The organism is Dechloromonas aromatica RCB, assembly GCF_000012425.1.
The window spans coordinates 1,921,076-1,942,377 of sequence record NC_007298.1 but is presented as its reverse complement, the minus strand read 5'-3'; the positions used below and the strand labels follow the sequence as shown (position 1 = coordinate 1,942,377).

Sequence of the window (21,302 nt, the reverse complement as noted above, 5' to 3'; positions counted from 1 at the left end):
CCTTGTCCAGTCGTGTGACGGCGACAGCCATTTTCTGGCTGCGCCACCGGCCGAACGTATAAAAAATATGCCGGATCAGCGTTCGGCGGCCACTTCGCTATCGCTGCGGAACATGGCCGGAGTCAGGTCATGTTTTTGCAGCAGGCGGTAGAACTCAGTGCGGTTGCGTTCGGCAATGCGCGCCGCATCGGCAACGTTGCCATCGGTCAGCTTGAGCAGCTGAACGAGGTAATTGCGCTCGAAGCGCTGCTTGGCGTCAGCGTAGGTCAAGGCATCCATGGCTGGCACCCGCAGGGCGCGCTGGACTAGCGTTAGCGGGATCAATGGCGTCGAAGTCAGCGCACAGCTTTGTTCGACGACGTTGAACAGTTGTCGGACATTGCCCGGCCAGGCCGCGGTCGCCAAGGCCTCCAGCGCCTCGGGAGCGAAGCCGTTGACCTGCTTGCCGTATTTGCCGGCGAGCAATTGGACAAAATGCGAAGCGAGCAGCGGAATGTCTTCTCGTCGTTCATCGAGACGCGGCAGGGTCAGGGAAACGACATCGAGGCGGTAATAGAGGTCCTCGCGGAACTGGCCTTGCGCCATGGCGGCATCGAGATCGCGATGGGTGGCCGACAGCAGGCGGACATCCACCGGCTCGGCCTTGGTCGTACCCACCGGCCGGACAACACGTTCCTGCAACACGCGCAGCAGCTTGACCTGCAAGGCCAGCGGCATGTCGCCGATTTCGTCGAGGAAGAGCGTGCCGCCATTGGCCGCCTGAAACAGACCAACGCGATTGGTTGCGGCGCCGGTGAAGGCCCCCTTGGCGTGGCCAAACAATTCCGACTCGAGCAGCTGTTCAGGAATGGCGCCGCAGTTGATGGCGATAAACGGCCCCTTGGCACGCGGACTGGCCCGGTGGATGGCTCGCGCCAGAACCTCCTTGCCGGAGCCGCTTTCGCCACGGATCAGCACGCTGGCATCAGAGGCGGCAATCATGCGGGCTTCGGCCATCAACTCGGCCATGCGGCTGCTACGGAAAATAACACCGGCCATCCAGGCATCGTCACCCTCGGCAGTGACGGGTGGCAGTTCGCCAACATGGGGCGTCGGTGCCGAGAGTTGCAGGGCGCGATCAATCTTTTCGAGCAGGATCTGGCTATCGAACGGCTTGGTCAGGTAGCCAAAGACGCCGCGGGAGGTGGCATCGACGGCATCGGGAATATTGCCGTGGGCCGTAAGCAGAATGACCGGCAAGGTCGGCCGCGTGCGGCGGATCTCTTCGAACAGCGACAGGCCATCCAGGCCGGGCAGACGAACATCGCTGACGACGAGCCGGGGCGGATCAACGGCGATCTGGGCCAGCGCCTGCTCGGCCGAACCAACGGCAGACACCCGGAACCCCCTCGCCCGCAAGCGCATGGTCAGCAGGCGCAGAATATCCTCATCGTCATCGACTACCAGCACATGCGCACCGACCGCCTTGGATGGCGCCGCCATCATCGCTTGACTCCTTCGGGCCGGGGCGTTCGCGACCGCGGCGTCAGTGTCCGTTCGATATCAGCCAGGCTGTCGAGTTTTTCCTGGAGTTCGCTTGCCTTGCGCTGGCTATCCTTTAATTGCTGCCCCTGTTTGTCGAGTTGGTTTTCCAGCTTGGCACGCTCGATGTAGTTGTCGGAAAGCAAGCGGGCCAGCGGATGGAATGGCACCGCCGCCGGATCGTTGGACTTGAGGACGTTATCGAGCAGGGCAAGCGCCTTGCCCAGATCCTGCTGCACACGCGGGTGGCCAAGCAGCATGGCCATCCTGACCTGGGTATAGGGCGTCTGTGGCACCGCGCTCAACACCATGCGCTCGCGACCCAGTTCCGCCGCCGTTATTTTGCTCAGGCCCTGGTTGTAACTGAGGGCCGCTTCGGGCGTCGTTTCGTCGACACGGATCGGCTTTTTGGCTAGCGGCGCGGTAGTGCAACCGGCAATCGCCAGCACCAGGAAAAACGTCGTCACCAGCTTAATGAAAGATATTTTACGATTACTGCTCATCAGGTATTTCCACACAAAAATGGGCGCCCGCCGATTGCGGGACAAGATAGACCGCACCGCCCATGGCACGTACGAGTTCGCGCACTATGGACAGGCCAACTCCGCTGCCTTGGCGCGGCGCTGGCGCCTCACGCTGGCCCTGAACGAAGGGATCGAAGATTCGCTGCCTGTCTTCGTCGGCGATGCCTGGTCCCTGGTCGATGCATTCAAAGCGCCAAAGGCCATCAGCATGAGAGGCCCGCAGGCGAACCTCGCCGCCTTCCGGGCTGAAATCGATGGCATTCGATAACAGGTTATCGAGGACAACCGTCATTTTCTCGGCATCAAGCATGGCCTGCTCATCAGGCGCCTCGACGACGATATTCAACTGCCGGGACTGACTGTGCAGCTCGCGGCGCTGCACCACCGAGGCCAATAGCTTGCGCGGCTTGACCGGCGCGATCTGCAGGCGACGCGCCTCGAAGGCCGCCGCATTGAGGGTCAGCAGGCTTTCTATCTGCTCCTGCAAGCCACGGACATTGTGCTGAAGGATCTCGACCACCTCGCGCTGACCGGAAGCCAGCGGCCCCGGAACCTCTTCACGGAGCAGTGAAATCCCCTCCTTCAAGGCGGTCAAGGGGGTTTTCAATTCGTGCGAAACATGGCGCAAGGCCCGCTCGCGATCGGATTCCAGATCGGCCAGACGCTGCCGCAACCAATCGAGGCGCTTGCCCAATTGCCGCAAGTCGGCCGGACCGCCGACCTTGACGGCTTCGTCAAAGCGACTGGCACCGAGCCGGATGATCGCCTGCTCAAGGTGGCGCACCGGCCGCACCAGCCACCAGCCGATGGCCAGCGCTACCAGCAACGCCCCGAGCAAGGCCAGGCCGATCCGTCCACCGAGGCGGAGCCGATTGGCTTCAAGGTCCTCAAGAGACTTGCGGTTCTGCGCCTCGATCCAGCGCTGCCCGCCCTGCCTCAGCAAGTCGTTCAATTCAGCCATGCGCGCCAACAAGGGAATGATCTCGGCCTGCGGGATGTTCTGCTCAAGGCCACTACGCAGCGCTTCGGCCACCATGCGCCAGCCGCCCAGCAATGGAAGCAGCGGCTCGGCCGCCATGCCATCGAGGCGATCAATCACTGCCAGCGATTGCGCCAGGTGTTCATCGAAACGCTGACGAAATACCGGGTTATCAAGAACCAGATACTGACGCGCGCTGCGTTCGATATCGACCGTGCGCTCCCCCAATTCCTGGATAGCTGCCGTCAACTGGATAGCCTGCTCGCTTCCGCGACGGCTTTGTTCAACCAGCCGTTCAACAACCAGCCAGCTTTGCACCGCAGCACCGCCAAGCAGCAAAACAATCAGTGCAAAGCCAAGCAGCATGCCCTGGCGGAAGGAAATTCGATTCATTCGCGTACTGATATGGAAACCTCCAGTGTAAACCGCATCGACCATTCCTCTCCTTGAACGACCCATCACCAAGGATTCAAAAGCCCCTAATTTTTTTAAAAATTATCTTTTATAAACAATAGATTGTAGCGAAGTCGCATTTTAACGACAGCTAATCCTTATAGCCTAGTCAGCTTTCCGGGAAATGCCAAATAAACCTGTCGCCATTACACGACAGCACCATCGTGCATTTCAATATTACGGTTTAGATAATTTAACCAATACATTGTTTTTAATTGTTTTTTTATACATGGCACGCTTATCGCAATGGACTCCCAGACAGTTAATCGTCGCAAACCTCAAAACGGGAGTTTCCATGTTCAGCAAACCCACCATCACCAATCGCAATGACACCATCACCCGCAAGGAGGTCAATAGCATCCTGGGCTCCAACGCTGCTAACCTGAAACCAGTCGCCGAACCAGTGGCAGTGGCGCCAACGCCGGCGCCCCCTGAAAAACCGGAGGCCACCAACACCTCCGAAAACGTGATGGGCGCCCGCTTGATCGTCGGTCCTGACGTCAAACTCAAGGGGGCCGAAATTCTTGATTGCGACACGCTGGTCGTCGAAGGTCGCGTCGAAGCCACCATGGATAGCCGGGTTATTCGCATCGCCGACAAAGGCGCTTTTTCCGGCAAGGTCAGCATCGACATTGCCGAAATTCACGGCAGCTTTGACGGCGAACTGACCGCACGCTCCCAGTTGATCATTCACGCCACCGGCCGGGTCAGCGGCAAGATTCGTTACGGCAAGCTGGTGATCGATGAAGGCGGAGAATTGTGCGGCGACATCAACGCAATATCCGCCGAAAAATCGGGCCAGTTCCACCATCGTGAGGAACCGGCAATCTCCCTCAGCGCCGTCGCTGGTTGATTACATTTTAGGCAGACCATAGAATGCAATCCATGCATCATGTAGCACCACCTAAATCCACACCCCCGAAAGGCCACTTCGGCGCCCATTTGTTGCCGGACGTTAGTGACCTTGAAATAGGCACGGGCATTGATTCCGGTTCGCCGGAATTGATGATTGCCCCGGCCGTCACATATCAGCAAAATCGGGCGTGCGGTGCGCTGGTTCGACGCATGTACTCCTGGCGCGGTTACCGCCTCTCTCCGCCCCGCCAGCAGCTTGGCGATCCCAACCACGTCACGCTCGGCGCCTGGCAAGACCGTGATCTGGTGGCAACGCTGACCGCTTCGCGTGATTCCAGCGAGGGTTTGCTGGCCGATACGCTTTACGGCCAGGAGATGGCCGGGCTACGCAAACCGGCCAGGGTGATCTGCGAAGTTACTCGCCTGGCGGTCGATCTCGATTGCCATGACCCGGAATTGCTGCACTCGCTCTTTCGAGCCGCCTACCAGTACGCCAGAGCGGTTTTTGGCGGCACCGATGTCGTCATCGAAGTCAATCCCCGGCACGCCGGCTATTACCGGCGGCAGCTTGGCTTTACACAAGTCGGATCGCTCCGTACCTGCCCGCGGGTAGAAGCACCAGCCATCCTGCTGCATCGTACGCTCGGCAACCTCCACTTTTAGCTTCCTCCTCAACTCAAACCAACAATGACCAGCCCCCGACATTCGGGAGGCTGGTCATTTGCATTGAAGCCCCGTAGACTTCGCAGATCAAAAAATCCCACCCATAAACAACAGGCAAGCGAATGGCACAATATGTAATGTCGATGCTCCGCGTCAGCAAGATCGTCCCGCCCAAGCGTCAGATCATCAAGGATATTTCCCTCTCCTTCTTCCCCGGCGCCAAGATCGGCCTGCTCGGCCTGAACGGTTCGGGCAAGTCGACCGTACTGAAGATCATGGCCGGCGTAGACAAGGAATACGACGGCGAAGTCCAGCATCTGGCCGGCGTTTCCATTGGCTACCTGCCGCAGGAACCGCAACTCGATCCGGCCAAGACCGTACGCGAGGAAGTCGAATCCGCGCTCGGCGAAGTGATGCAGGCCCAGGCCAAGCTCGATGAAGTCTATGCCGCTTATGCCGACCCGGAAGCCGATTTCGACAAGCTGGCCGAGGAACAAGCTCGCCTGGAGGCCATCATCGCCACCGCCGGCTCCGATACCGAAGCCCAGATGGAACTGGCCGCCGATGCGCTGCGCCTGCCGCCCTGGGATGCCGTGATCGGCAACCTGTCCGGCGGTGAAAAGCGCCGCGTTGCGCTGTGCAAGCTACTGCTGGCCAAGCCGGACATGCTGCTGCTCGACGAACCGACCAACCACCTCGACGCCGAATCGGTCGAATGGCTGGAACAGTTCCTCGTCCGCTTCCCCGGCACCGTGGTCGCCGTCACCCACGATCGCTACTTCCTCGACAACGCCGCCGAATGGATTCTCGAACTCGACCGCGGCCACGGCATTCCGTACAAGGGTAACTACTCCAGCTGGCTGGAGCAGAAGGAAGCCCGCCTGGAAACCGAAAACAAGCAGATCGACGCCCACATGAAGGCGATGAAGCAGGAACTGGAGTGGGTTCGCTCCAATCCGAAGGCGCGTCAGGCCAAGAGCAAGTCCCGTCTCGCCCGCTTTGAGGAAATGTCCAGCCAGGAATACCAGAAGCGCAACGAAACGCAGGAAATCTTCATTCCGGTCGGCGAAAGACTGGGCGACAAGGTCATCGAGTTCAACGGCGTCACCAAGTCCTTCGGTGACAAGCTGCTGATGGACAACGTCAGCTTCAACATTCCGGCCGGCGCCATCGTCGGCATCATCGGTCCGAACGGTGCCGGTAAATCGACCCTGTTCAAGATGATCACCGGTCAGCAGCAGCCCGACTCCGGCGAAGTCATCATCGGCCCCACGGTCAAGATGGCTTATGTCGACCAATCACGCGATTGCCTGGACGGCACCAAGACTGTTTTCGAAGAACTGGCCCAGGGCAGCGACATTCTGCAGATCGGCAAGTTCGAAATGCCGTCGCGTGCCTACATCGGCCGCTTCAACTTCAAGGGTGCCGACCAGGGCAAGCAGGTCGGCAATCTGTCCGGCGGCGAACGTGGTCGTCTGCATCTGGCCAAGACGCTGATGGCTGGCGGCAACGTACTGCTGCTCGACGAACCATCCAACGACCTCGACGTCGAAACGCTGCGTGCGCTGGAAGACGCACTGCTCGAATTCGCCGGTTGTGCGATGGTCATCTCGCACGATCGCTGGTTCCTCGACCGGATCTGTACGCACATCCTGGCTGCCGAAGGCGAGTCGCAGTGGAATTTCTTCACCGGCAACTATCAGGAATACGAAGAAGACAAGCGCCGTCGCCTCGGCGAAGAAGGTGCCAAACCGAAGCGGATTCGCTACAAGCCGATTACCCGCTGATTCTGCTCAGGGGCCGCAACGAATCGTTGCGGTGCCCCAAATGCAAAACGGGCGCCATTTCGGCGCCCGTTCTTCTTTCGTGCCCCGCCGATGCGAGGCTCAAAACCGGTGTGTGTGGATTTTAGTGCTTCAGGCTGGCTGAGAAAACCGCCTTGCTCTTTTCGGAAAACTGGAATTCGTTAAACGCACGGTCGATCTCGGCTTCGTTGCGGCCTTCGGAATGGTCTTCAAAACAGATTCCGATGGTCTTGCCGTTGGCGGCCAGTGTCTGGAAGGCGAAACGCCAGCGCTGTGCTTCAGCCAGACGCTCACGCAGTTCGACTTCGTTGGAAATTGTAATACCGGCTTTCTTCAGGGAATCCAGAAACTGCTCAAAGGATTCATTGCTCAGACTGCCCATTTCTCACTCTCCGTATGTTTGCGGTGTTTGATCACCATGAGCCTAATAACGACCCGACTTTGATTCGGTTGACACAATTTCAACAGAACTTTGAATGCGATAATTGCGCCCCATGAAGAAGCCAAAACCACCTGCCGCCATCCCGGAAATTCGTCCCGGCCAGTCCCTCGAACTGCTCAAGGAACTGCACATCCTGACCCGCGATGGAAAGCTCAACCAGGACACGCGGCGCAAGCTCAAGCAGGTCTATCACCTCTATCAGTTCATCGAACCACTGCTGGACGGCGCCGAGACCTTGGTCGACCATGGGGCCGGCAAGTCCTACCTCGGTTTCATCCTCTACGATCTCTATTTCAAGGAGCGTGCCAGCGGCGAGATTGTCGGCATCGAAACCCGCGCCGAACTGGTCGAAAAATCGCGCGAACTGGCCGCCCGGCTTGGCTTTCCGCGGATGCGCTTCATGGCCTGCACGGTCGAGGACTCGCTGTCGTCCAGCGAATTGCCAGACACCGTCGATGTCGTCACCGCGCTACACGCCTGCAACACGGCCACCGACGACGCCATCCGTTTTGCCCTGACCCGCAACGCCCGCCATATCGTCCTCGTCCCTTGCTGCCAGGCCGAAGTCGCCGCCACGATGCGGGCCAAAAAGAACGAATCGCTGAGCAAGACACCGCTGTCGGAACTTTGGCGACACCCGATCCATACCCGCGAACTGGGCAGCCACCTGACCAACGTACTGCGCTGCCTGCTGCTCGAGTCCCACGGTTACGACGTCACCGTCACCGAGTTGGTCGGCTGGGAGCATTCGATGAAAAATGAGCTGATCATCGCCACCAAGCGCGGCAATCCTCGCAAGAATGCCCGCGAACGGGCCGAGGCCATCCTGCGTGAGTTCAATATCGAAGAACTTACCCCTCGTTTTGCGTACTAAGGCGCCATGACTCGAATTCAACACCCTCTCGAACTCCTCGCGCCGGCCAAGAATGCCGATTTCGGCATTGAAGCCATCAAGCACGGGGCCGATGCCGTCTATATCGGCGGCCCGACTTTCGGCGCCCGTTACGGCGCCGGCAACAGCGTCGCTGAAATCCGACGCCTGTGTGATTTTGCCCACCGCTACCGGGCAAAAGTCTTCGTCGCGCTGAACACCATCCTGCACGACGACGAACTGGAAGGTGCCCGACAGCTGGCCTGGGAACTCTATGAAGCTGGCACCGATGCGCTGATCATTCAGGACATGGGGCTGCTCGAAACCGACCTGCCGCCGATCCAGTTGCACGCCAGCACGCAAACTGACAACCGCAACCCGGCCAAGGTGAAGTTCCTCGAAGATGCCGGTTTTTCGCAAGTGGTCCTGGCCCGCGAAATGTCGATCCAGGAAGTCCATGCCGTCGCCAGCGAAACCACCCTCGCCCTCGAATACTTTGTGCATGGCGCGCTGTGCGTCGCCTTTAGCGGCCAGTGCTACATCAGCCAGGCCCACACCGGGCGCAGCGCCAATCGCGGCGAATGCTCGCAGGCCTGCCGCCTGCCCTACACGCTGGTCGACGACAAGGGCAAGACGATCACCGAGAACCAGCATCTGCTGTCGATGAAGGACAACAACCAGACCGACAACATGCTGGAACTGGCCCGTGCCGGGGTCAGTTCGTTCAAGATCGAGGGGCGCTTGAAAGACCTCTCCTACGTCAAGAACATCACGGCGCATTACCGCACGCTGCTCGACGAGATCATCGCCAACAACCCGGAATTCAGTCGAGCTTCCAGCGGCCACAGCACTTTCTCCTTCACGCCGCAGCCGGACAAAACCTTCAATCGTGGCTATACCGATTACTTTGCCGGTGGCCGGCAGGACGACATTGGTGCCTTCGATTCGCCAGCCTTCGTTGGCGAGTTGATTGGTGAGGTAGCCGATATCGGCGATGGCTGGTTCATGGTCAATACCGACCAGGATTTCCACAACGGCGACGGCGTCTGCTTCTACGACGCCAATGGCGACGTACTCGGCATGCGCATCAACCGGGCCGAAGGCAAGAAACTGTTCCCGGCCGAAATGCCGGAAGAACTGACCGAAGGCGCCACGCTGTTCCGCAACCGCGACCAGGAATTCGAACGGGCGCTGGAAAAGGACTCGGCCGACCGGCGCATTTCGGTGAAGCCGGTTTTCTCTGAAACCGCCAATGGCTTCCGCCTGACGCTGACAGACGAAGATGGCGTGACCGTTGGCGTTGATCTGCCGAAAAGCGAGAAAATCGGCCGCGAAGTTGCCCAGAACGCCGATCAGGCACTGGCCAAACTCAAGGAAAATCTCGGCAAGTTTGGCAACACCATGTTTGTCGCAGAGCCGGTCGAACTGCAATTGTCGCAGCCTTGGTTTCTGCCGGTCAGTGCGATCAACGCCCTGCGCCGCGAAGCGACCGAAAAGCTCGAAGCCGCCCGTCTCGCCAGCCACCCGCGCCCGCCGCGCGCCCAGCCGGCCGACCATCCGGTGCCCTACCCACAGGACGAGCTGACCTATCTCGGCAACGTCTTTAACGCCAAGGCACGCGCCTTCTATGAAAAACATGGCGTCAAGCTGATCGAGGAAGCCTACGAGGCCGGCAACGAAAAAGGCATGGTCTCGCTGATGATCACCCGCCACTGCCTGCGCTACAGCTTCAATCTGTGCCCGAAGGAAGTTAAGCACCTGAAGCCGGACCCGATGACGCTGGTCAATGGCAACGAAAAGCTGATCCTCAAGTTCGACTGCAAGGCTTGCGAAATGCACGTCATCGGCAAGATGAAAAAGGGCGTCAAACTGAACCTGGGAACCATTCGTCCGGCATAATATCGGCATGAAGCCGCTGCCCTGCCCGTCCTGCCGACAAACGATGACCAAGCACCGCTTCGAGCGGCTGCTGCACGGCGAGGTCGTTCTCGACCTCTGCTTCCAGTGCCAGGGCATCTGGTTCGACGATTTTGAAAGCGTGCAGATCACGCCTGGCGGCATCATCGAACTGTTCAAGCAACTGCACGAACACCACGACGACCAGCGCCTACCCTTGCGCGACCCGCTGCAATGCCCGCGCTGCAATGAAAAACTGCTGCATGGACTCGACGTCGCCAAGCATGGCGGCAAGTTCAACTACCACCGCTGCCTGCAAAAACATGGTCGTTTCACGACCTTCGCCCAGTTCATGATCGAAAAGGGTTTCGTCCGGCAACTCAATCCGGCCGAAATCGACGAATTGTCTGCCAAGGTTGGCATCATCCGCTGCATGGGTTGCGGTGCCCCGGTCGATATCCGCAAGGACCACGCCTGTAGCCATTGCCGGGCGCCAATCACCATCCTCGACTCCGGCGCCGTCGAACAGGCACTCAGTCGCTACCAGCACGCCGAAGTCCGCCGCACGACCCGCGACGTTGAATTGCTGGGCGACGCCATCGTGATGCGCGAACGCGAAAAATCTCGCTTGAAACGCATGAAACAGGAGCCGGAAAACGCCGGCATCATCGATACCATCGACCTGATTTCGGCCGGTGCCGAGTTTGTCTGGCACCTGATCAAGCGTTAGCCAGAATACCGCCGGTCCACTCCGGGCAAGGCACATCCTTCTTTTTGGATTGAGCGCTGCAGCAAGAGAACTTAGACAAGCTATCCATGTCCTAAGTGTTGGCTGCAACTTACTCACCCTGAAGCGAAAGGATCCAACATGCCCAACCGCCTGGTAAGTGAAGTTATTCAAGGACGGCCATTCCCGACCACCGGGAGTGGCACCACTGTGCGAGAAGCCGCGATCATCATGAAAGAGTGGCATTCATCGGCCATACTGATCATTGACAAAGGCCTGCTCGCAGGGATTTGCACCGAGCGCGACATTGTTTTTCGTGCGGTGGCCAACGGTTGCGACCCGGCCAATACCGCAATTACCACCATCATGACCCGAAACATTCAGACCGTCAGCCCCGACAAACCTTTCGGGCATGCGCTACACCTGATGTACGAAGGCGGTTTCCGCCATATTCCAGTCGTTGATGACGCCGGCCATCCGGTCGGCTTGCTGGCTGCCCACGATGCACTGGATATCGACGGCTTGCAGATGGCACAGGATCTGGTTCGGCGCGAGGAAATCACCGTCATTCTGTGACCTGGAAAAATGAACTGAAATAAAAAAGGCGAGCTGCCAGGCTCGCCTTTTACTGATCATTCAGCCTTACTGGACGCGAATCTCGACGCGACGCCCCTCTTCCGGACTGCCGGCACCGAGCGTCGATTCAGGCTTGCGGAACTTGATGCGTTCTGCGGCGACGCCAGCGGCGACCAGCGCGTCGCGCACCGACTGAGCGCGGTGCTTGGCCAGTTCGGCATTCTTGGCCGGATCGCCGGAAGGATCGTGGAACCCGGAGAGCAGCACAATAGCGTTCGGATTGGCCGAAAGGGCTTCCAGCGTCTTGGCGACGACACCCTTGTCGGCCTCGTCGAGCGCAGCAGCGCCAACCGCGAAAAAGACCTTGGCCAATGCTTCGCCGACCGGTGCGATCTCGGCCTGCTGGACGACCGATGCAGCAGGCTTGTAGCCCTTGCCGGCGCTGGCACCATAGACCACGGCCACGACGGCCAGCACGATGCCGGCCAACACCCCAACGATTACCGCGGTTGATTCGTCATCATCATTCGCTGCCATAGTCACCTCTCAATTTGGTTGCACGGAGCCTGCAAGAGACCGAATGATTCTATGCCAAATCGCTAGCGAACAAAACTTTCGGTGTCAGTTCGACGTGCCCTTGCTCGCCCCCCAGCCAGATCGTTCCATCCTGAATCGTACATTGCAGCCGCATGCCGCGCTCAGCCAGGCCAGCCAAGGCTTTGCTGTCCTCGACACTCAGCGCCAGCACGCGCAGGTTTTTCTGGCCGGACACCTTGCCCTGCGTTTGTTGCCACCAGAGTTCGGCCGTCCGGCCGCCATAACTCAGCACCATGACGTGACGCGCCCGATTGCAGGCGCGGCGGATCAGCTTTTCATCGGGCAGGCCGACATCGATCCAGCGCTCGACACTGCCGGTGGCGTCAAGATCCTGCAGATCCCCTTCATCATCGGTGGCCGACAGGCCACGCCCGAAGGTCAGCGTTTCCGAAGCATTCAGCGCAAAAGCGAGCAGGCGAACCATCATGCGCTCGTCGGTTTCCGACGGGTGGCGGGCAATCGTCAGCGAGTAGTCGCCGAAGTGCGAACGGTCGAGGTCGGCGAGCTGCAATTCGGCCTTGAAGATGGTGGATTTGAGCGCCATGCCGGTTCCCGTAAAAAGCGCGGATTATCCCATGACGCATTCCCCAAAGCAGACTACGATTATTACTAGCCACTCTTCAGGAAATTCCGCCATGAGCCCACTGCGCATCCTTCCCCTGTTGCTCGCCAGCCTCTTCGCCGTTCAGGCCGACGCCGCCGATGCCCCGCGCCGGAAATCCGGGCTGTGGGAAATGAAAACCCAGATGGCCGGCATGCCCTCGCAGGGTCCGATGCAGATGTGCGTCGATCAGGCCAGCGACAACGTGATGCAGGAACGCGCCAAGGAAAAGGCCAATTGCCCGGTCACGGATGTCAGCCGCGGCGCCGGCAAAGTGACCATCCACGCCGTCTGCAAGCATGAGGGCGTGACCAGCACCAGCGATTCAGTCATCACCGGCGATTTCGACTCGGCCTACCGCAACGACATGGTGATCCGCTACGATCCGCCCCAGCACGGCATGAAGGAAATGAAGATGGTTCAGGAAGCTCGCTGGCTCGGCCCCTGCAAGGCCGGCCAGAAGCCGGGTGACGTGATCATGCCGGGCATGCAGAAATTCAACATGCAGGAAATGATGAACGATCCGCAGGTCCGTGAAATGATGAAGCGCCAGCAAAAGCAGTAAGGCACCCCATATAATCAGCGTTTTCTTATGAACGAGACCACCATGCGCCGCCTACTCCTCGCCTGCCTCCTTGCCGCCAGCCAGTTCGCCCACGCTGAAGTGATCGACATCGACAACGCCCAGCTTGAAAAGCTGGCCAAAAGCGGCATTCCGGTCATCGACATCCGCCTGCAATCCGAATGGGAAGAAACCGGCATCATCTCCGGCAGCAAACTGCTGACCTTCTTTGATGAAAAGGGCCGCCACGACGCCGCCGGCTGGCTGGAGAAGGTCAAGCCCATCGCCAAGCCGAACGAGCCGGTCATCGTCATCTGCCGCACCGGGAACCGCACCAAGCCGGTCAGCCAGTTCCTGTCGCAACAGGCCGGCTACGCCACGGTTTACAACGTCAAGAACGGTATCAAGGGCTGGATCGGCGCTGGCGGCCCGGTTGCCCCGGCCACCCAAACCATCGCCTCCTGCAAGGCCGCGAAAACTTGCTGAGCCAGGCCGTCGACCGCAAACGCTGCGCCAGTTGCGAGCGCTGGAGCGGTTGGCGCCAACCCGGCACCGAGCCGGGCACCGTGATCATCGAATCGGAAACCTCGGAAGGCCTCTGCCTAGGCGGCGGCTGGGACAACTCCGAACGCCGCGCCCGCTCGGCCTGTGGGCATTGGCGAATCTGGCCGGTGCTGGAGCAGACGGCGCCTTAGCCGAGCACTCTTGTTGTTACGGTCAACCGGAAAAAATGGCCAAAATTGAAATCTGGTTTAGGCAGTGGCAAAGCCAAATGAATTTGCCGCCAATCCCCCTGAAAAAAAGCCGAAGCGCATAAGCTGTGCTTTTCGCTTGTATTTCTCACTCGCCAATTCGGACAGTTCCGAATACTGGAAAGTTGAGTTCTTCATCCCAGAGCGAACACTTGAGGCGATGAACTCAGAAGTCCTTACACTAGTTATTTGATGCCAGTTAGTAATAACCGTCTAATCGACTACAGTACGGCGCGGATTGGTATGCTGGACAGCTAATAGCACAGGACGATAAGCGAGTCCATTCTCCGAACCATTCTGTACTTGATGCACAATTCTAGTCATCAGGAAAACCGCATTTACACGCCGGTTCATTTCGCCCTGGAGCTCCGATTTAAGCATGGACTCTGCTTTAGCAATTGACGCGTCAAAATCATCATTCCAAGAGTTGTCAGGAACTCTAATCCAGACAACTCCAGGCCCCTCCTTTGGCAGTTGCCCCACAGCAGAATTAAATCCGTGAATAATTCCGCTTACCTTATCGGATGGTTGGCTATTAGAAAAACCAATCACAAAAGGATTTTTGATCAGACATATCTTATTTTCATCAACACGCATCTCTGCATGCATCAGAAAGCGATCAAATTTCTCAGAAGATTGAAACTGTAGGCCATCCCCTTCGATTTCAGAATCGCTAGCCAATAGAGGCTGGACTGCCACTAGGTAATTTTTCGTGGGATCAGGTACCAATTCCGTGGCGCCACTTGCAGGATCAACCTTTCCAATCCCTCCTGCTTGCAATGAACTCAAAAGAAATATACGCAAACCGTCGATCTCGCATCGCTTCGGATCTTGCAAAGACTTTACGATGATTGCGACATTTTTTCTTTGGGGTCCAATCTCCCTTACAAGACTCGCCTCTAAGTCTTTCCACAGAGCCTCGATAGTCGCATCTCGCTCAGTTAAACGATCTCGAGATTTACATTCGACCCAAAAATAGGAACCATCGCACGCCGTAACACGTAGATCAGGTGTTCGTTCGGTACCTTCTTCTACAAAGCGAACGCTATGCCCTTTATTGCAATAGCTTGAAGCTACTTCGACTTCGAAAGCTGCGGAAAAAAAGCTTTCCTTTTGTTTGAGCCTACCAACAAGTTTTTCAAAGCCGGATTGATATCTCGATCGATCGAGGCTTTGGCCTAATATTGCTAATTTGAGAACTGATTCTTTTAGTTCAAATCGTCCGGACTCGCGACTTGCGTTTTGCCACTGCTCGAACTCAAGCGCCCACGCAATTAATGGATGCGGCTCCGGCTTATATAAGTAAGCATGCTTCCTATTTTTTGATGCCAAGCGAAACTGCTCTATTAACTTTTTCTCTTGTTTTATTTTTTTCATCACCCAATCGCCGCCCAATACCTCAGCGATAACACGAACACTATTCATAACCTCGTGGACGCTTAAACCCTCTGGATTCGGATGATGTGACATTGAAATCCCTACCCCCTCCAAGTAACACGGGGGTTAAAAAACACATGAAAAATCTGAAGTCTAAGTCGTTGCATTGCCATTCGCAATGAAATTGCCATACACGATACGCATACGCGTTGCGCGCTGGACGACAGCGCACCGACGGGCTCCACACCACTCGGATCAAAGAAAAATAGGGCCAGAATCCTATTGTTGGCTATCGCAGGCGATATGCCGAGTTTGGTTAGCGAAACACCCGGCAGGCGTATTCTGTCCGGGCCTCGATACGGCCAAATAGCGGGTCGAGATCCTGGCTCCAGTCGATTCCCAGTTTTTCGCAGGCAGCGGCTGACATGTTGGCGACCATGTTCCCGTCACGGCCGGTCAGATCCAGCGCATTGGAGAGCACTTCCGCCACATGGGTGATGGCGACCAGGCTTTCGCCCAGCCCTTGGTCGGGATCGTGGTGGAAATAGATGGCGTCGACCACCGCAGGCGGCAGGCCCCAGTGGGTCGCCAGAAGGCGGCCGATATGACAGTGATCAACGCCGAAGTATCGTCGCTCGATGTCGTTGATGCCCTCGGTGCCGCAACTGACTGCGGAGCGCACCATCTGGAATTCGAGAGGGTGAAAATGGGCCATCCATAGTTGCCCGATGTCATGCAGCAAGCCAGCGACCAGCGCATAACCAGAAGGCTGATGGGTGAAGCGAGCGAGCTCCAGGGCGCAGATGCCGACAGCCACGCTGTGCTCCCAGAAGTACGACGCCATGCGGCAGCCATGCGCGAATTCTGCCAGACTGACGGCCAGCGTGATTTCCCGAATTTTTTGCAGACCGATCAGCGAAACTGCCTTGCGAACATCGTGCACATCGGAGCCTGAGTGCCCGGCCATCGCTGCCGAATTGGCAATCGACAGCACACGGGCGGTGATCACCGGATCGCGCTCGACATGATGAACCAGCGCCCCTAGCGTTGCACCGTCATCGTCAAGGGTGGCGATTATCTCGGTCACCACTCGTGGAAAGGCTGGCATGCTTTTCGAGCGCTCGATGATGCCCTGGTCGGTCAGTTGCAGCACCATCAGGTCCTCCGATAGGCGCGCACCGCCTCGTAAAGATTGGCCATGACCGGTTGGCGCAGATCGGCGGCGCGAAAGATGCGTTGCAGACGGGCTTCGGTCTGCGCCCAGGCATTGGCCCGCTCGTCATCGCTACGGGTATCTTCTTCCCGCACGCAGACAAACTCGGCGTGCCGGACTTTCATTTGCTGGAGATTGGTTTCCGTCAGCAGATGCACTTCCGGCAGACTGAAACTGATGACCCCCTTCTCGGTGAGGATCAGCGGGGCGCCGAGGACCATGCCCTCGGTCACATCCGGCAACGGCAAATATCGCAGGTGGTAGTTCATGGTGAATCAACTCCCTTGGTCATTTGGCAATCTTAACCAAATACCCCTGCGAATTAAACTATATAAATATCAAATCCATCAATTTTATTTGGACTCTGCTTTGGCTGCGGCAGCCAGTCGCGCCTGACGCGCTGCCCGGAGCTCCAGCGTTTCCCTGCTGATCTGGCCAAGCGCCCCTATTGTTCCAATCACAGCCGCGGTTGCAATTTGATACAAAGCTGTCGCCAAGCGACAACAACAGACATTCGCGATAGACGCTAAGCTTTAGCCATCACTGAATCTTTATCAGGGAAACAGGTTAGGCATAAAACTCGCGATGTATTTCTATACAAAAACGCTTTGCCCCAACTGCAACGACGCCATGCAGCGCATCCAGAGAAAAAGCTGGATGCGGGTGATACCGGGCTCAAGGCTGTATGCCTGTCACCGGTGCGAGCAACATTACTTGAGCGCTTTTGGAAAACTGCGCCCGCAAAAGGGTAAGAAATAGGGGACTGCCCCCTATTGTTCCTTTCGGAAAGCTGCAATAGCGGCCGTTTCCGAAAACCGGCCCGTCAAGAATCAGTCATTTCCTTCATCTGTCGCTAGGTCGGGATTTTCCTTGAGACGCCCTGCAGCTTTCAGTTCGGCTTGCCGGGATGCCCGAAGCTCCGGTGTTTCCAGGCTGATGCGACCGAGGGCGCCGGAGCGGTAGTCGAGGATCAGGATGGCCGCAGCTCTTTCCATATCGATTTCGCCGCCCCGCCCCTTGATCACGCAGCCGCGCTTTTTGCCGATGGCTTCGATGACGCCGACGGCATCCATGCCCTCCGTGGCAAAACCGTAGCGAGCCTTGAGCAGCGCGGAATAATGTTCAAGCAGGAATTCAGCCAGCCAGGTGCCGACTTCTTCGTCGATGTAGGCGTTGACGCCAACCGCGTGGCTGGCGGCGAGCATCAGGCCGTCGATTGGGTGATCAATCTTCGGCCAGAGCATGCCCGGGGTGTCGTAGAGGGTCAGGCGGTTGCTGATGTCGATGCGTTGCTGGCTCTTGGTGACGGCCGGCTGGTCGCCGACGGCGGCGACCTTTTTCTTGACCAGTGCGTTCATCAGCGTCGATTTGCCGACGTTGGGGATGCCCATGATCATCAGGCGCAGCGGTTTGACGGCGTCGTTGCGGTGCGGTGCCAGCTTCTGGGCCAGACCGGGGATGCGCGCCACGTCGCTGGCTTTCTTGCAGGAAATGGCGACGGCCTTGACGTTCGGCTGGGCGTCAAAAAAAGCCAGCCAGGCCTTCGTTGCTTCGGGGTCGGCCAGATCGGCCTTGTTGAGCAGCTTGAGACACGGGCGCTGGCGGAAGACGCGCAGCTCGTGAATCATCGGATTGCTGCTCGCCTGCGGCAGGCGGGCATCGAGGACTTCGACGACGACATCGGCCACGGCCAGCGTCTCGCCGGCCTTCTTGCGGGCCTGGGTCATGTGCCCCGGGAACCATTGGATGGACATTTATATTCTTTCTATTTTCAACCGCCGGTGACCGGCGGGAAGAAGGCTATCTCGTCGCCGTCCTTGATGGCTGCATCGAGCTTGGCCATGTCTTGATTGACGGCGCAGCGCAGGTTTTTGGCGGTGGCCAGCTTGTCGCGCCCTTGCCCGACCAGCCAATCACGCAAGCCGCCGACGGTGGCGACACCGACTGGCAGGTCGATGGTTTCGCCGGGCAGGCCGAGGGCCTCCTTGAGGCCGGCGAAGTAGAGAACCTTGACGCTCACGACAGCAGCTCCGCAAAGGAGATGAAACTGAGCGTATCGCCGACGGCAATGGTATTACCCGGCGGGTTGAGCACCAGCCCGTCACTCCAGCACAACGAGGTAACGACGGCCGAGCCCTGATTCTTGTACAACTCGACGGCACCGTCGTCATTGAGCCAGCCGCGCAGGAATTCGAGACGGGCGCCATCGGCCTTGCTCCATACCGATGCCGACGACAGCTTCAGGACGCGCGGCGTTACGGCGCTTGCCCCTTGCAGGCGCAGGATGAAGGGGCGAACCATGGTCAGGAAGGTGACAAAGGCAGCCACCGGATTGCCCGGCAGGCCGAGGAACCAGGCCTTGCCTTCCGACTTGCGGATTTCGCCGAAGGCCAGCGGCTTGCCGGGCTTGATGGCGATCTTCCACATATTGAGACTGCCTTCAGCCTCGACGGCCGGCTTGACGTGGTCTTCCTCGCCAACCGAGACGCCGCCACTGGTCAGGACCAGATCGTTGTCGGCAGCGGCACGGCGCAGGGCATCGCGGGTTGCTTCGAGCGTGTCTGCCACCGCACCGAGGTCACGTACTTCGCAGCCCATGCCTTCGAGCAGCGCACGTAGCGCGTAGCGGTTGGAGTTGTAAATGGCGCCCGGCGGAAGCGGTTCGCCCGGCTGGACGAGTTCGTCGCCGGTGAAGAAGACGCCGACGCGCACACGGCGATAGACCGGCAGTTCGGGCAGACCGGCAGCGGCAGCCAGAGCGATTTCCTGCGGGCGCAGCTTGACGCCGGCCTTGAGGATTTCGGCGCCAACAGAGATGTCTTCGCCGGCCCGGCGAATGTTTTCACCTTCACGCGGTACGTGATTGATAACGACGCCGTTTTCACCATGCTCGCAGCGCTCCTGCATGATCACGGCGTCGGCGCCAGCCGGGATCGGGGCGCCGGTGAAGATGCGGGCGGCGGTGCCCGGCTGTAGCGTGGTGCCGACCGTGCCGGCGGGAATGCGCTGGCTGACCGGCAGGCAGAGGCCGGCCGCGGTGATGTCGGCAACGCGCACGGCGTAACCGTCCATGGCCGAGTTGTCGAGCGGCGGCACGGCGACCGTGGATTGCTGGGAAGCTGCCAGGATGCGGCCGGCGGCGGCAGTAATCGGCAGCGAGCGGATTTCCTCGACCGGCTGGGCTGCAGCCAGCAGTTTTTCCAGGGCTTGTTCAAAACTCAGCATGGGCGGGCCTGCAAATTCAGATAATTCATGACGAAATCGGCCATCGCGGCGTAGTCGTTGAGCGGCAATATGGGCAAGTCGGTGGCAATATCGGCATCGGTCGCCACGGCAACGATGTCGTTGCGCTCGGGGAAGAGCGGCGGTTTGCCGTTTTCAGGGCGGTAGACTTCGAGCTTGGGCACCGGTTCCTGCTTGAAGCCTTCGATCAGCACGAGGTCGCAGGGCGACAGGTGGCCGATCAGTTCATCCAGCGTCGGCTCCGGCTCGGCTCGGCGTTCATGCATCAGCGCCCAGCGGTCGCCGCAGGAAAGCAGCACTTCGGTCGCCCCGGCTTCGCGATGGCGATAGGAATCCTTGCCCGGCCGGTCGATGTCGAAACCATGATGGGCGTGCTTGATCACCGACACTTTGAGACCGCGCGCCGTCAGCTGTGGAATGAGCTTCTCCAGCAAGGTCGTCTTGCCGGAGCCGGAATAACCGGCAATACCGAAAACTTTCATGGGCGGATTTTACTCGTTCAGGCGACAAACACCGGGGCAAAACCACCGCCCGGCGTCCGGAAATTGGTCGTCTGCCCCTGATATAAACGAGCGGCGACCAGCTGGATACCGCCGTTATAGACGTAGCAGCGGAAATCAGCTTTCATCGTCGTTTCGCCATCGGCCAGCGCAACGACATGCTCGGAGGGCGGTGCGATTTCCTGGGCAATGTAGCCGCCATGCAGGATTTCCTCGAACACGCGCTTGGTCAGCTTGTCGCCCCGATAGGCGGCACGACTGCCGAAACCGGCGGGTGGCTTGAAGAACCAGCGTTTGCGCTCGGCCCAGAACTGTCCAGCCTGCTCAGGTGTCACCGCCACGGTTTGCGGAATGCCGGCGAGCAGGGTCTTGCGGGTGGCCTCAGCGACGCCAAGCGCCTGTAACGCGGCATCGTCGGAAAGCTGCATCAGGTTGCGCTTGTCGGCGTACAGGGCGTGGGCGCGTGGGTGCGGCGTCAGCACCACACCGCCGCTTTCGAAAACCGCCCGAAGGTGAGCGTTATCCGTCGCATCGAGCGCGAAATCGGTCAACCGGTTGTAGATCATGTCGACCGGCTGGCCGGCATGCAGCAGGCGGTTGCCATCGCACTTCAGCTCGGCCGGATCGGCCACCACAGCGGCAATGCCATGCTGCTCGAACAATTCCTTGAAGAGCGCAAATTCAGGGGCAAGAAACTGTTCGGCCGGGTTTTCGTCGACGATGGCGATGCGGCGCAGTGGTGCGTCGCCGCGTTCCAAACGCCATTCCTCGCGGAACATAGCGACGTATTCGTCGCGAATCCTGGCCCCCTCTTCCACCCTGCCATGCGAAGCCAGCAGGTAGGCATTGAGCAGGCCACCGCCAGCGTTGGTGTTGATCTCGATCAGCTTCGGGCCGGATGCCGTCAGGTGAAAATCGTAGCCCATGAAAACGCCGCGTGACTTGACCGGCAGGCGGGCGATTTCCGGCGCCTGGGCCAGGGCATGCGTTTGGTAGGCCGGTAGTTCGATGACCGACTCGATGGCCGTGATGATCCCGGCCATGGCCTGCATCGGCCCGGCGTCGATGGTGATGTCGGCGCTGGAGAAGAATTGCGGCTGCTGCGCACGCATTTGCTCGAAGATGGTTTTCATTGAAACACGCCG

General features: G+C 58.8%; 24 protein-coding genes. 10 read left to right on the top strand and 14 right to left on the bottom strand.

Annotation, left to right across the window (positions count from 1 at the left end; translation table 11 throughout):
- Positions 1-75: 75 nt before the first annotated feature.
- Genes DARO_RS09295 through DARO_RS09285 form a run of 3 tightly spaced genes read right to left on the bottom strand, consistent with a single transcriptional unit; the run spans position 76 to position 3,417 of the window.
- Positions 76-1,485 (bottom strand): sigma 54-interacting transcriptional regulator, encoded by a 1,410-nt coding sequence (locus tag DARO_RS09295; protein WP_011287555.1) that lies wholly within the window; start codon positions 1,483-1,485, stop codon positions 76-78.
- Positions 1,482-2,024 carry a hypothetical protein gene (locus DARO_RS09290; RefSeq protein WP_011287554.1) on the bottom strand — a complete coding sequence of 181 codons (543 nt, stop codon included), beginning with the start codon at positions 2,022-2,024 and terminating at the stop codon, positions 1,482-1,484. The genes DARO_RS09295 and DARO_RS09290 overlap by 4 nt, the downstream gene beginning before the upstream one ends.
- Positions 2,014-3,417 (bottom strand): ATP-binding protein, encoded by a 1,404-nt coding sequence (locus tag DARO_RS09285; protein ID WP_157037178.1) that lies wholly within the window; start codon positions 3,415-3,417, stop codon positions 2,014-2,016. Before DARO_RS09285 ends, DARO_RS09290 begins: the two co-directional genes overlap by 11 nt.
- Before the next feature lie 355 nt (positions 3,418-3,772).
- On the opposite strand from DARO_RS09285, the gene DARO_RS09280 reads away from it, so the two are divergent.
- From DARO_RS09280 to ettA, 3 genes are all read left to right on the top strand, one after another.
- Positions 3,773-4,330 (top strand): polymer-forming cytoskeletal protein, encoded by a 558-nt coding sequence (locus DARO_RS09280; protein ID WP_011287552.1) that lies wholly within the window; start codon positions 3,773-3,775, stop codon positions 4,328-4,330.
- Positions 4,331-4,353: 23 nt separating this feature from the next.
- A complete protein-coding gene (locus tag DARO_RS09275; RefSeq protein WP_011287551.1) occupies positions 4,354-4,995 on the top strand; it encodes an N-acyl amino acid synthase FeeM domain-containing protein in 642 nt (213 codons plus the stop codon).
- Between the two features lie 122 nt (positions 4,996-5,117).
- A complete protein-coding gene (gene ettA / locus DARO_RS09270; RefSeq protein WP_011287550.1) occupies positions 5,118-6,782 on the top strand; it encodes an energy-dependent translational throttle protein EttA in 1,665 nt (554 codons plus the stop codon).
- A gap of 121 nt (positions 6,783-6,903) precedes the next feature.
- Here ettA and DARO_RS09265 read toward each other — a convergent pair whose 3' ends face one another.
- A complete protein-coding gene (locus DARO_RS09265; protein ID WP_011287549.1) occupies positions 6,904-7,182 on the bottom strand; it encodes a hypothetical protein in 279 nt (92 codons plus the stop codon).
- 112 nt (positions 7,183-7,294) lie between these two features.
- Here DARO_RS09265 and DARO_RS09260 point away from each other — a divergent pair, with 112 nt between their 5' ends.
- From DARO_RS09260 to DARO_RS09245, 4 genes are all read left to right on the top strand, one after another.
- On the top strand, positions 7,295-8,116 hold the full coding sequence (locus DARO_RS09260; RefSeq protein ID WP_011287548.1) for a class I SAM-dependent methyltransferase: 822 nt from the start codon (positions 7,295-7,297) through the stop codon (positions 8,114-8,116).
- Between the two features lie 6 nt (positions 8,117-8,122).
- On the top strand, positions 8,123-10,012 hold the full coding sequence (locus DARO_RS09255) for a peptidase U32 family protein (RefSeq protein WP_011287547.1): 1,890 nt from the start codon (positions 8,123-8,125) through the stop codon (positions 10,010-10,012).
- Positions 10,013-10,019: 7 nt separating this feature from the next.
- Positions 10,020-10,739 carry a TFIIB-type zinc ribbon-containing protein gene (locus tag DARO_RS09250; RefSeq protein ID WP_011287546.1) on the top strand — a complete coding sequence of 240 codons (720 nt, stop codon included), beginning with the start codon at positions 10,020-10,022 and terminating at the stop codon, positions 10,737-10,739.
- Between the two features lie 138 nt (positions 10,740-10,877).
- Positions 10,878-11,312: a CBS domain-containing protein gene (locus DARO_RS09245; protein WP_011287545.1), complete on the top strand. Its 435-nt coding sequence runs from the start codon at positions 10,878-10,880 to the stop codon at positions 11,310-11,312.
- A 66-nt stretch (positions 11,313-11,378) separates the two neighbouring features.
- Here DARO_RS09245 and DARO_RS09240 read toward each other — a convergent pair whose 3' ends face one another.
- Positions 11,379-11,849 (bottom strand): OmpA family protein, encoded by a 471-nt coding sequence (locus DARO_RS09240; protein WP_011287544.1) that lies wholly within the window; start codon positions 11,847-11,849, stop codon positions 11,379-11,381.
- A 49-nt stretch (positions 11,850-11,898) separates the two neighbouring features.
- Complete coding sequence (locus DARO_RS09235; protein WP_011287543.1) at positions 11,899-12,453, bottom strand: YaeQ family protein; 555 nt, start codon at positions 12,451-12,453, stop codon at positions 11,899-11,901.
- A gap of 91 nt (positions 12,454-12,544) precedes the next feature.
- On the opposite strand from DARO_RS09235, the gene DARO_RS09230 reads away from it, so the two are divergent.
- Genes DARO_RS09230 through DARO_RS09220 form a run of 3 tightly spaced genes read left to right on the top strand, consistent with a single transcriptional unit; the run spans position 12,545 to position 13,767 of the window.
- Positions 12,545-13,075, top strand: a complete 531-nt coding sequence (locus tag DARO_RS09230) for a DUF3617 family protein (RefSeq protein ID WP_011287542.1) — start codon at positions 12,545-12,547, stop codon at positions 13,073-13,075.
- 42 nt (positions 13,076-13,117) lie between these two features.
- The gene (locus DARO_RS09225) at positions 13,118-13,558 is read left to right on the top strand and encodes a rhodanese-like domain-containing protein (RefSeq protein WP_157037176.1); all 441 of its coding nucleotides are present in this window, start codon (positions 13,118-13,120) and stop codon (positions 13,556-13,558) included.
- The gene (locus DARO_RS09220) at positions 13,552-13,767 is read left to right on the top strand and encodes a hypothetical protein (protein ID WP_011287540.1); all 216 of its coding nucleotides are present in this window, start codon (positions 13,552-13,554) and stop codon (positions 13,765-13,767) included. The genes DARO_RS09225 and DARO_RS09220 overlap by 7 nt, the downstream gene beginning before the upstream one ends.
- Positions 13,768-14,037: 270 nt before the next feature.
- Here the strand turns inward: DARO_RS09220 and DARO_RS09215 are convergent, their stop codons facing one another.
- The 8 genes from DARO_RS09215 to DARO_RS09180 all read right to left on the bottom strand — a co-directional run bounded on the left by DARO_RS09215 (position 14,038) and on the right by DARO_RS09180 (position 21,290).
- Positions 14,038-15,249: a hypothetical protein gene (locus DARO_RS09215; protein WP_198134123.1), complete on the bottom strand. Its 1,212-nt coding sequence runs from the start codon at positions 15,247-15,249 to the stop codon at positions 14,038-14,040.
- Between the two features lie 268 nt (positions 15,250-15,517).
- Positions 15,518-16,357 (bottom strand): HDOD domain-containing protein, encoded by an 840-nt coding sequence (locus tag DARO_RS21680; protein ID WP_011287538.1) that lies wholly within the window; start codon positions 16,355-16,357, stop codon positions 15,518-15,520.
- Complete coding sequence (locus DARO_RS09205; RefSeq protein WP_011287537.1) at positions 16,357-16,683, bottom strand: hypothetical protein; 327 nt, start codon at positions 16,681-16,683, stop codon at positions 16,357-16,359. The genes DARO_RS21680 and DARO_RS09205 overlap by 1 nt, the downstream gene beginning before the upstream one ends.
- 561 nt (positions 16,684-17,244) lie before the next feature.
- The gene (gene ylqF, locus DARO_RS09200) at positions 17,245-18,168 is read right to left on the bottom strand and encodes a ribosome biogenesis GTPase YlqF (protein ID WP_011287536.1); all 924 of its coding nucleotides are present in this window, start codon (positions 18,166-18,168) and stop codon (positions 17,245-17,247) included.
- A 17-nt stretch (positions 18,169-18,185) separates the two neighbouring features.
- Entirely contained in the window at positions 18,186-18,434 is a 249-nt protein-coding gene (moaD, locus tag DARO_RS09195; protein WP_011287535.1) for a molybdopterin converting factor subunit 1, read from the bottom strand.
- Positions 18,431-19,639 (bottom strand): molybdopterin molybdotransferase MoeA, encoded by a 1,209-nt coding sequence (locus tag DARO_RS09190; protein ID WP_011287534.1) that lies wholly within the window; start codon positions 19,637-19,639, stop codon positions 18,431-18,433. Before DARO_RS09190 ends, moaD begins: the two co-directional genes overlap by 4 nt.
- Positions 19,633-20,139 (bottom strand): molybdopterin-guanine dinucleotide biosynthesis protein B, encoded by a 507-nt coding sequence (gene mobB / locus DARO_RS09185; protein WP_011287533.1) that lies wholly within the window; start codon positions 20,137-20,139, stop codon positions 19,633-19,635. Before mobB ends, DARO_RS09190 begins: the two co-directional genes overlap by 7 nt.
- Positions 20,140-20,156: 17 nt before the next feature.
- Positions 20,157-21,290 carry a hypothetical protein gene (locus tag DARO_RS09180; protein ID WP_011287532.1) on the bottom strand — a complete coding sequence of 378 codons (1,134 nt, stop codon included), beginning with the start codon at positions 21,288-21,290 and terminating at the stop codon, positions 20,157-20,159.
- Between the last annotated feature and the right edge of the window lie 12 nt (positions 21,291-21,302).

Excerpts from the sequence above, each read along its gene's own strand:
- DARO_RS09295 (WP_011287555.1), bottom strand. The coding sequence starts at position 1,485 with ATGATGGCGGCGCCATCCAAGGCGGTCGGTGCGCATGTGCTGGTAGTC.
- DARO_RS09290 (WP_011287554.1), bottom strand. The coding sequence starts at position 2,024 with ATGAGCAGTAATCGTAAAATATCTTTCATTAAGCTGGTGACGACGTTT.
- DARO_RS09285 (WP_157037178.1), bottom strand. The coding sequence starts at position 3,417 with ATGAATCGAATTTCCTTCCGCCAGGGCATGCTGCTTGGCTTTGCACTG.
- DARO_RS09280 (WP_011287552.1), top strand. The coding sequence starts at position 3,773 with ATGTTCAGCAAACCCACCATCACCAATCGCAATGACACCATCACCCGC.
- DARO_RS09275 (WP_011287551.1), top strand. The coding sequence starts at position 4,354 with ATGCAATCCATGCATCATGTAGCACCACCTAAATCCACACCCCCGAAA.
- ettA (WP_011287550.1), top strand. The coding sequence starts at position 5,118 with ATGGCACAATATGTAATGTCGATGCTCCGCGTCAGCAAGATCGTCCCG.
- DARO_RS09265 (WP_011287549.1), bottom strand. The coding sequence starts at position 7,182 with ATGGGCAGTCTGAGCAATGAATCCTTTGAGCAGTTTCTGGATTCCCTG.
- DARO_RS09260 (WP_011287548.1), top strand. The coding sequence starts at position 7,295 with ATGAAGAAGCCAAAACCACCTGCCGCCATCCCGGAAATTCGTCCCGGC.
- DARO_RS09255 (WP_011287547.1), top strand. The coding sequence starts at position 8,123 with ATGACTCGAATTCAACACCCTCTCGAACTCCTCGCGCCGGCCAAGAAT.
- DARO_RS09250 (WP_011287546.1), top strand. The coding sequence starts at position 10,020 with ATGAAGCCGCTGCCCTGCCCGTCCTGCCGACAAACGATGACCAAGCAC.
- DARO_RS09245 (WP_011287545.1), top strand. The coding sequence starts at position 10,878 with ATGCCCAACCGCCTGGTAAGTGAAGTTATTCAAGGACGGCCATTCCCG.
- DARO_RS09240 (WP_011287544.1), bottom strand. The coding sequence starts at position 11,849 with ATGGCAGCGAATGATGATGACGAATCAACCGCGGTAATCGTTGGGGTG.
- DARO_RS09235 (WP_011287543.1), bottom strand. The coding sequence starts at position 12,453 with ATGGCGCTCAAATCCACCATCTTCAAGGCCGAATTGCAGCTCGCCGAC.
- DARO_RS09230 (WP_011287542.1), top strand. The coding sequence starts at position 12,545 with ATGAGCCCACTGCGCATCCTTCCCCTGTTGCTCGCCAGCCTCTTCGCC.
- DARO_RS09225 (WP_157037176.1), top strand. The coding sequence starts at position 13,118 with ATGCGCCGCCTACTCCTCGCCTGCCTCCTTGCCGCCAGCCAGTTCGCC.
- DARO_RS09215 (WP_198134123.1), bottom strand. The coding sequence starts at position 15,249 with ATGAATAGTGTTCGTGTTATCGCTGAGGTATTGGGCGGCGATTGGGTG.
- DARO_RS21680 (WP_011287538.1), bottom strand. The coding sequence starts at position 16,357 with ATGGTGCTGCAACTGACCGACCAGGGCATCATCGAGCGCTCGAAAAGC.
- DARO_RS09205 (WP_011287537.1), bottom strand. The coding sequence starts at position 16,683 with ATGAACTACCACCTGCGATATTTGCCGTTGCCGGATGTGACCGAGGGC.
- ylqF (WP_011287536.1), bottom strand. The coding sequence starts at position 18,168 with ATGTCCATCCAATGGTTCCCGGGGCACATGACCCAGGCCCGCAAGAAG.
- DARO_RS09190 (WP_011287534.1), bottom strand. The coding sequence starts at position 19,639 with ATGCTGAGTTTTGAACAAGCCCTGGAAAAACTGCTGGCTGCAGCCCAG.
- mobB (WP_011287533.1), bottom strand. The coding sequence starts at position 20,139 with ATGAAAGTTTTCGGTATTGCCGGTTATTCCGGCTCCGGCAAGACGACC.
- DARO_RS09180 (WP_011287532.1), bottom strand. The coding sequence starts at position 21,290 with ATGAAAACCATCTTCGAGCAAATGCGTGCGCAGCAGCCGCAATTCTTC.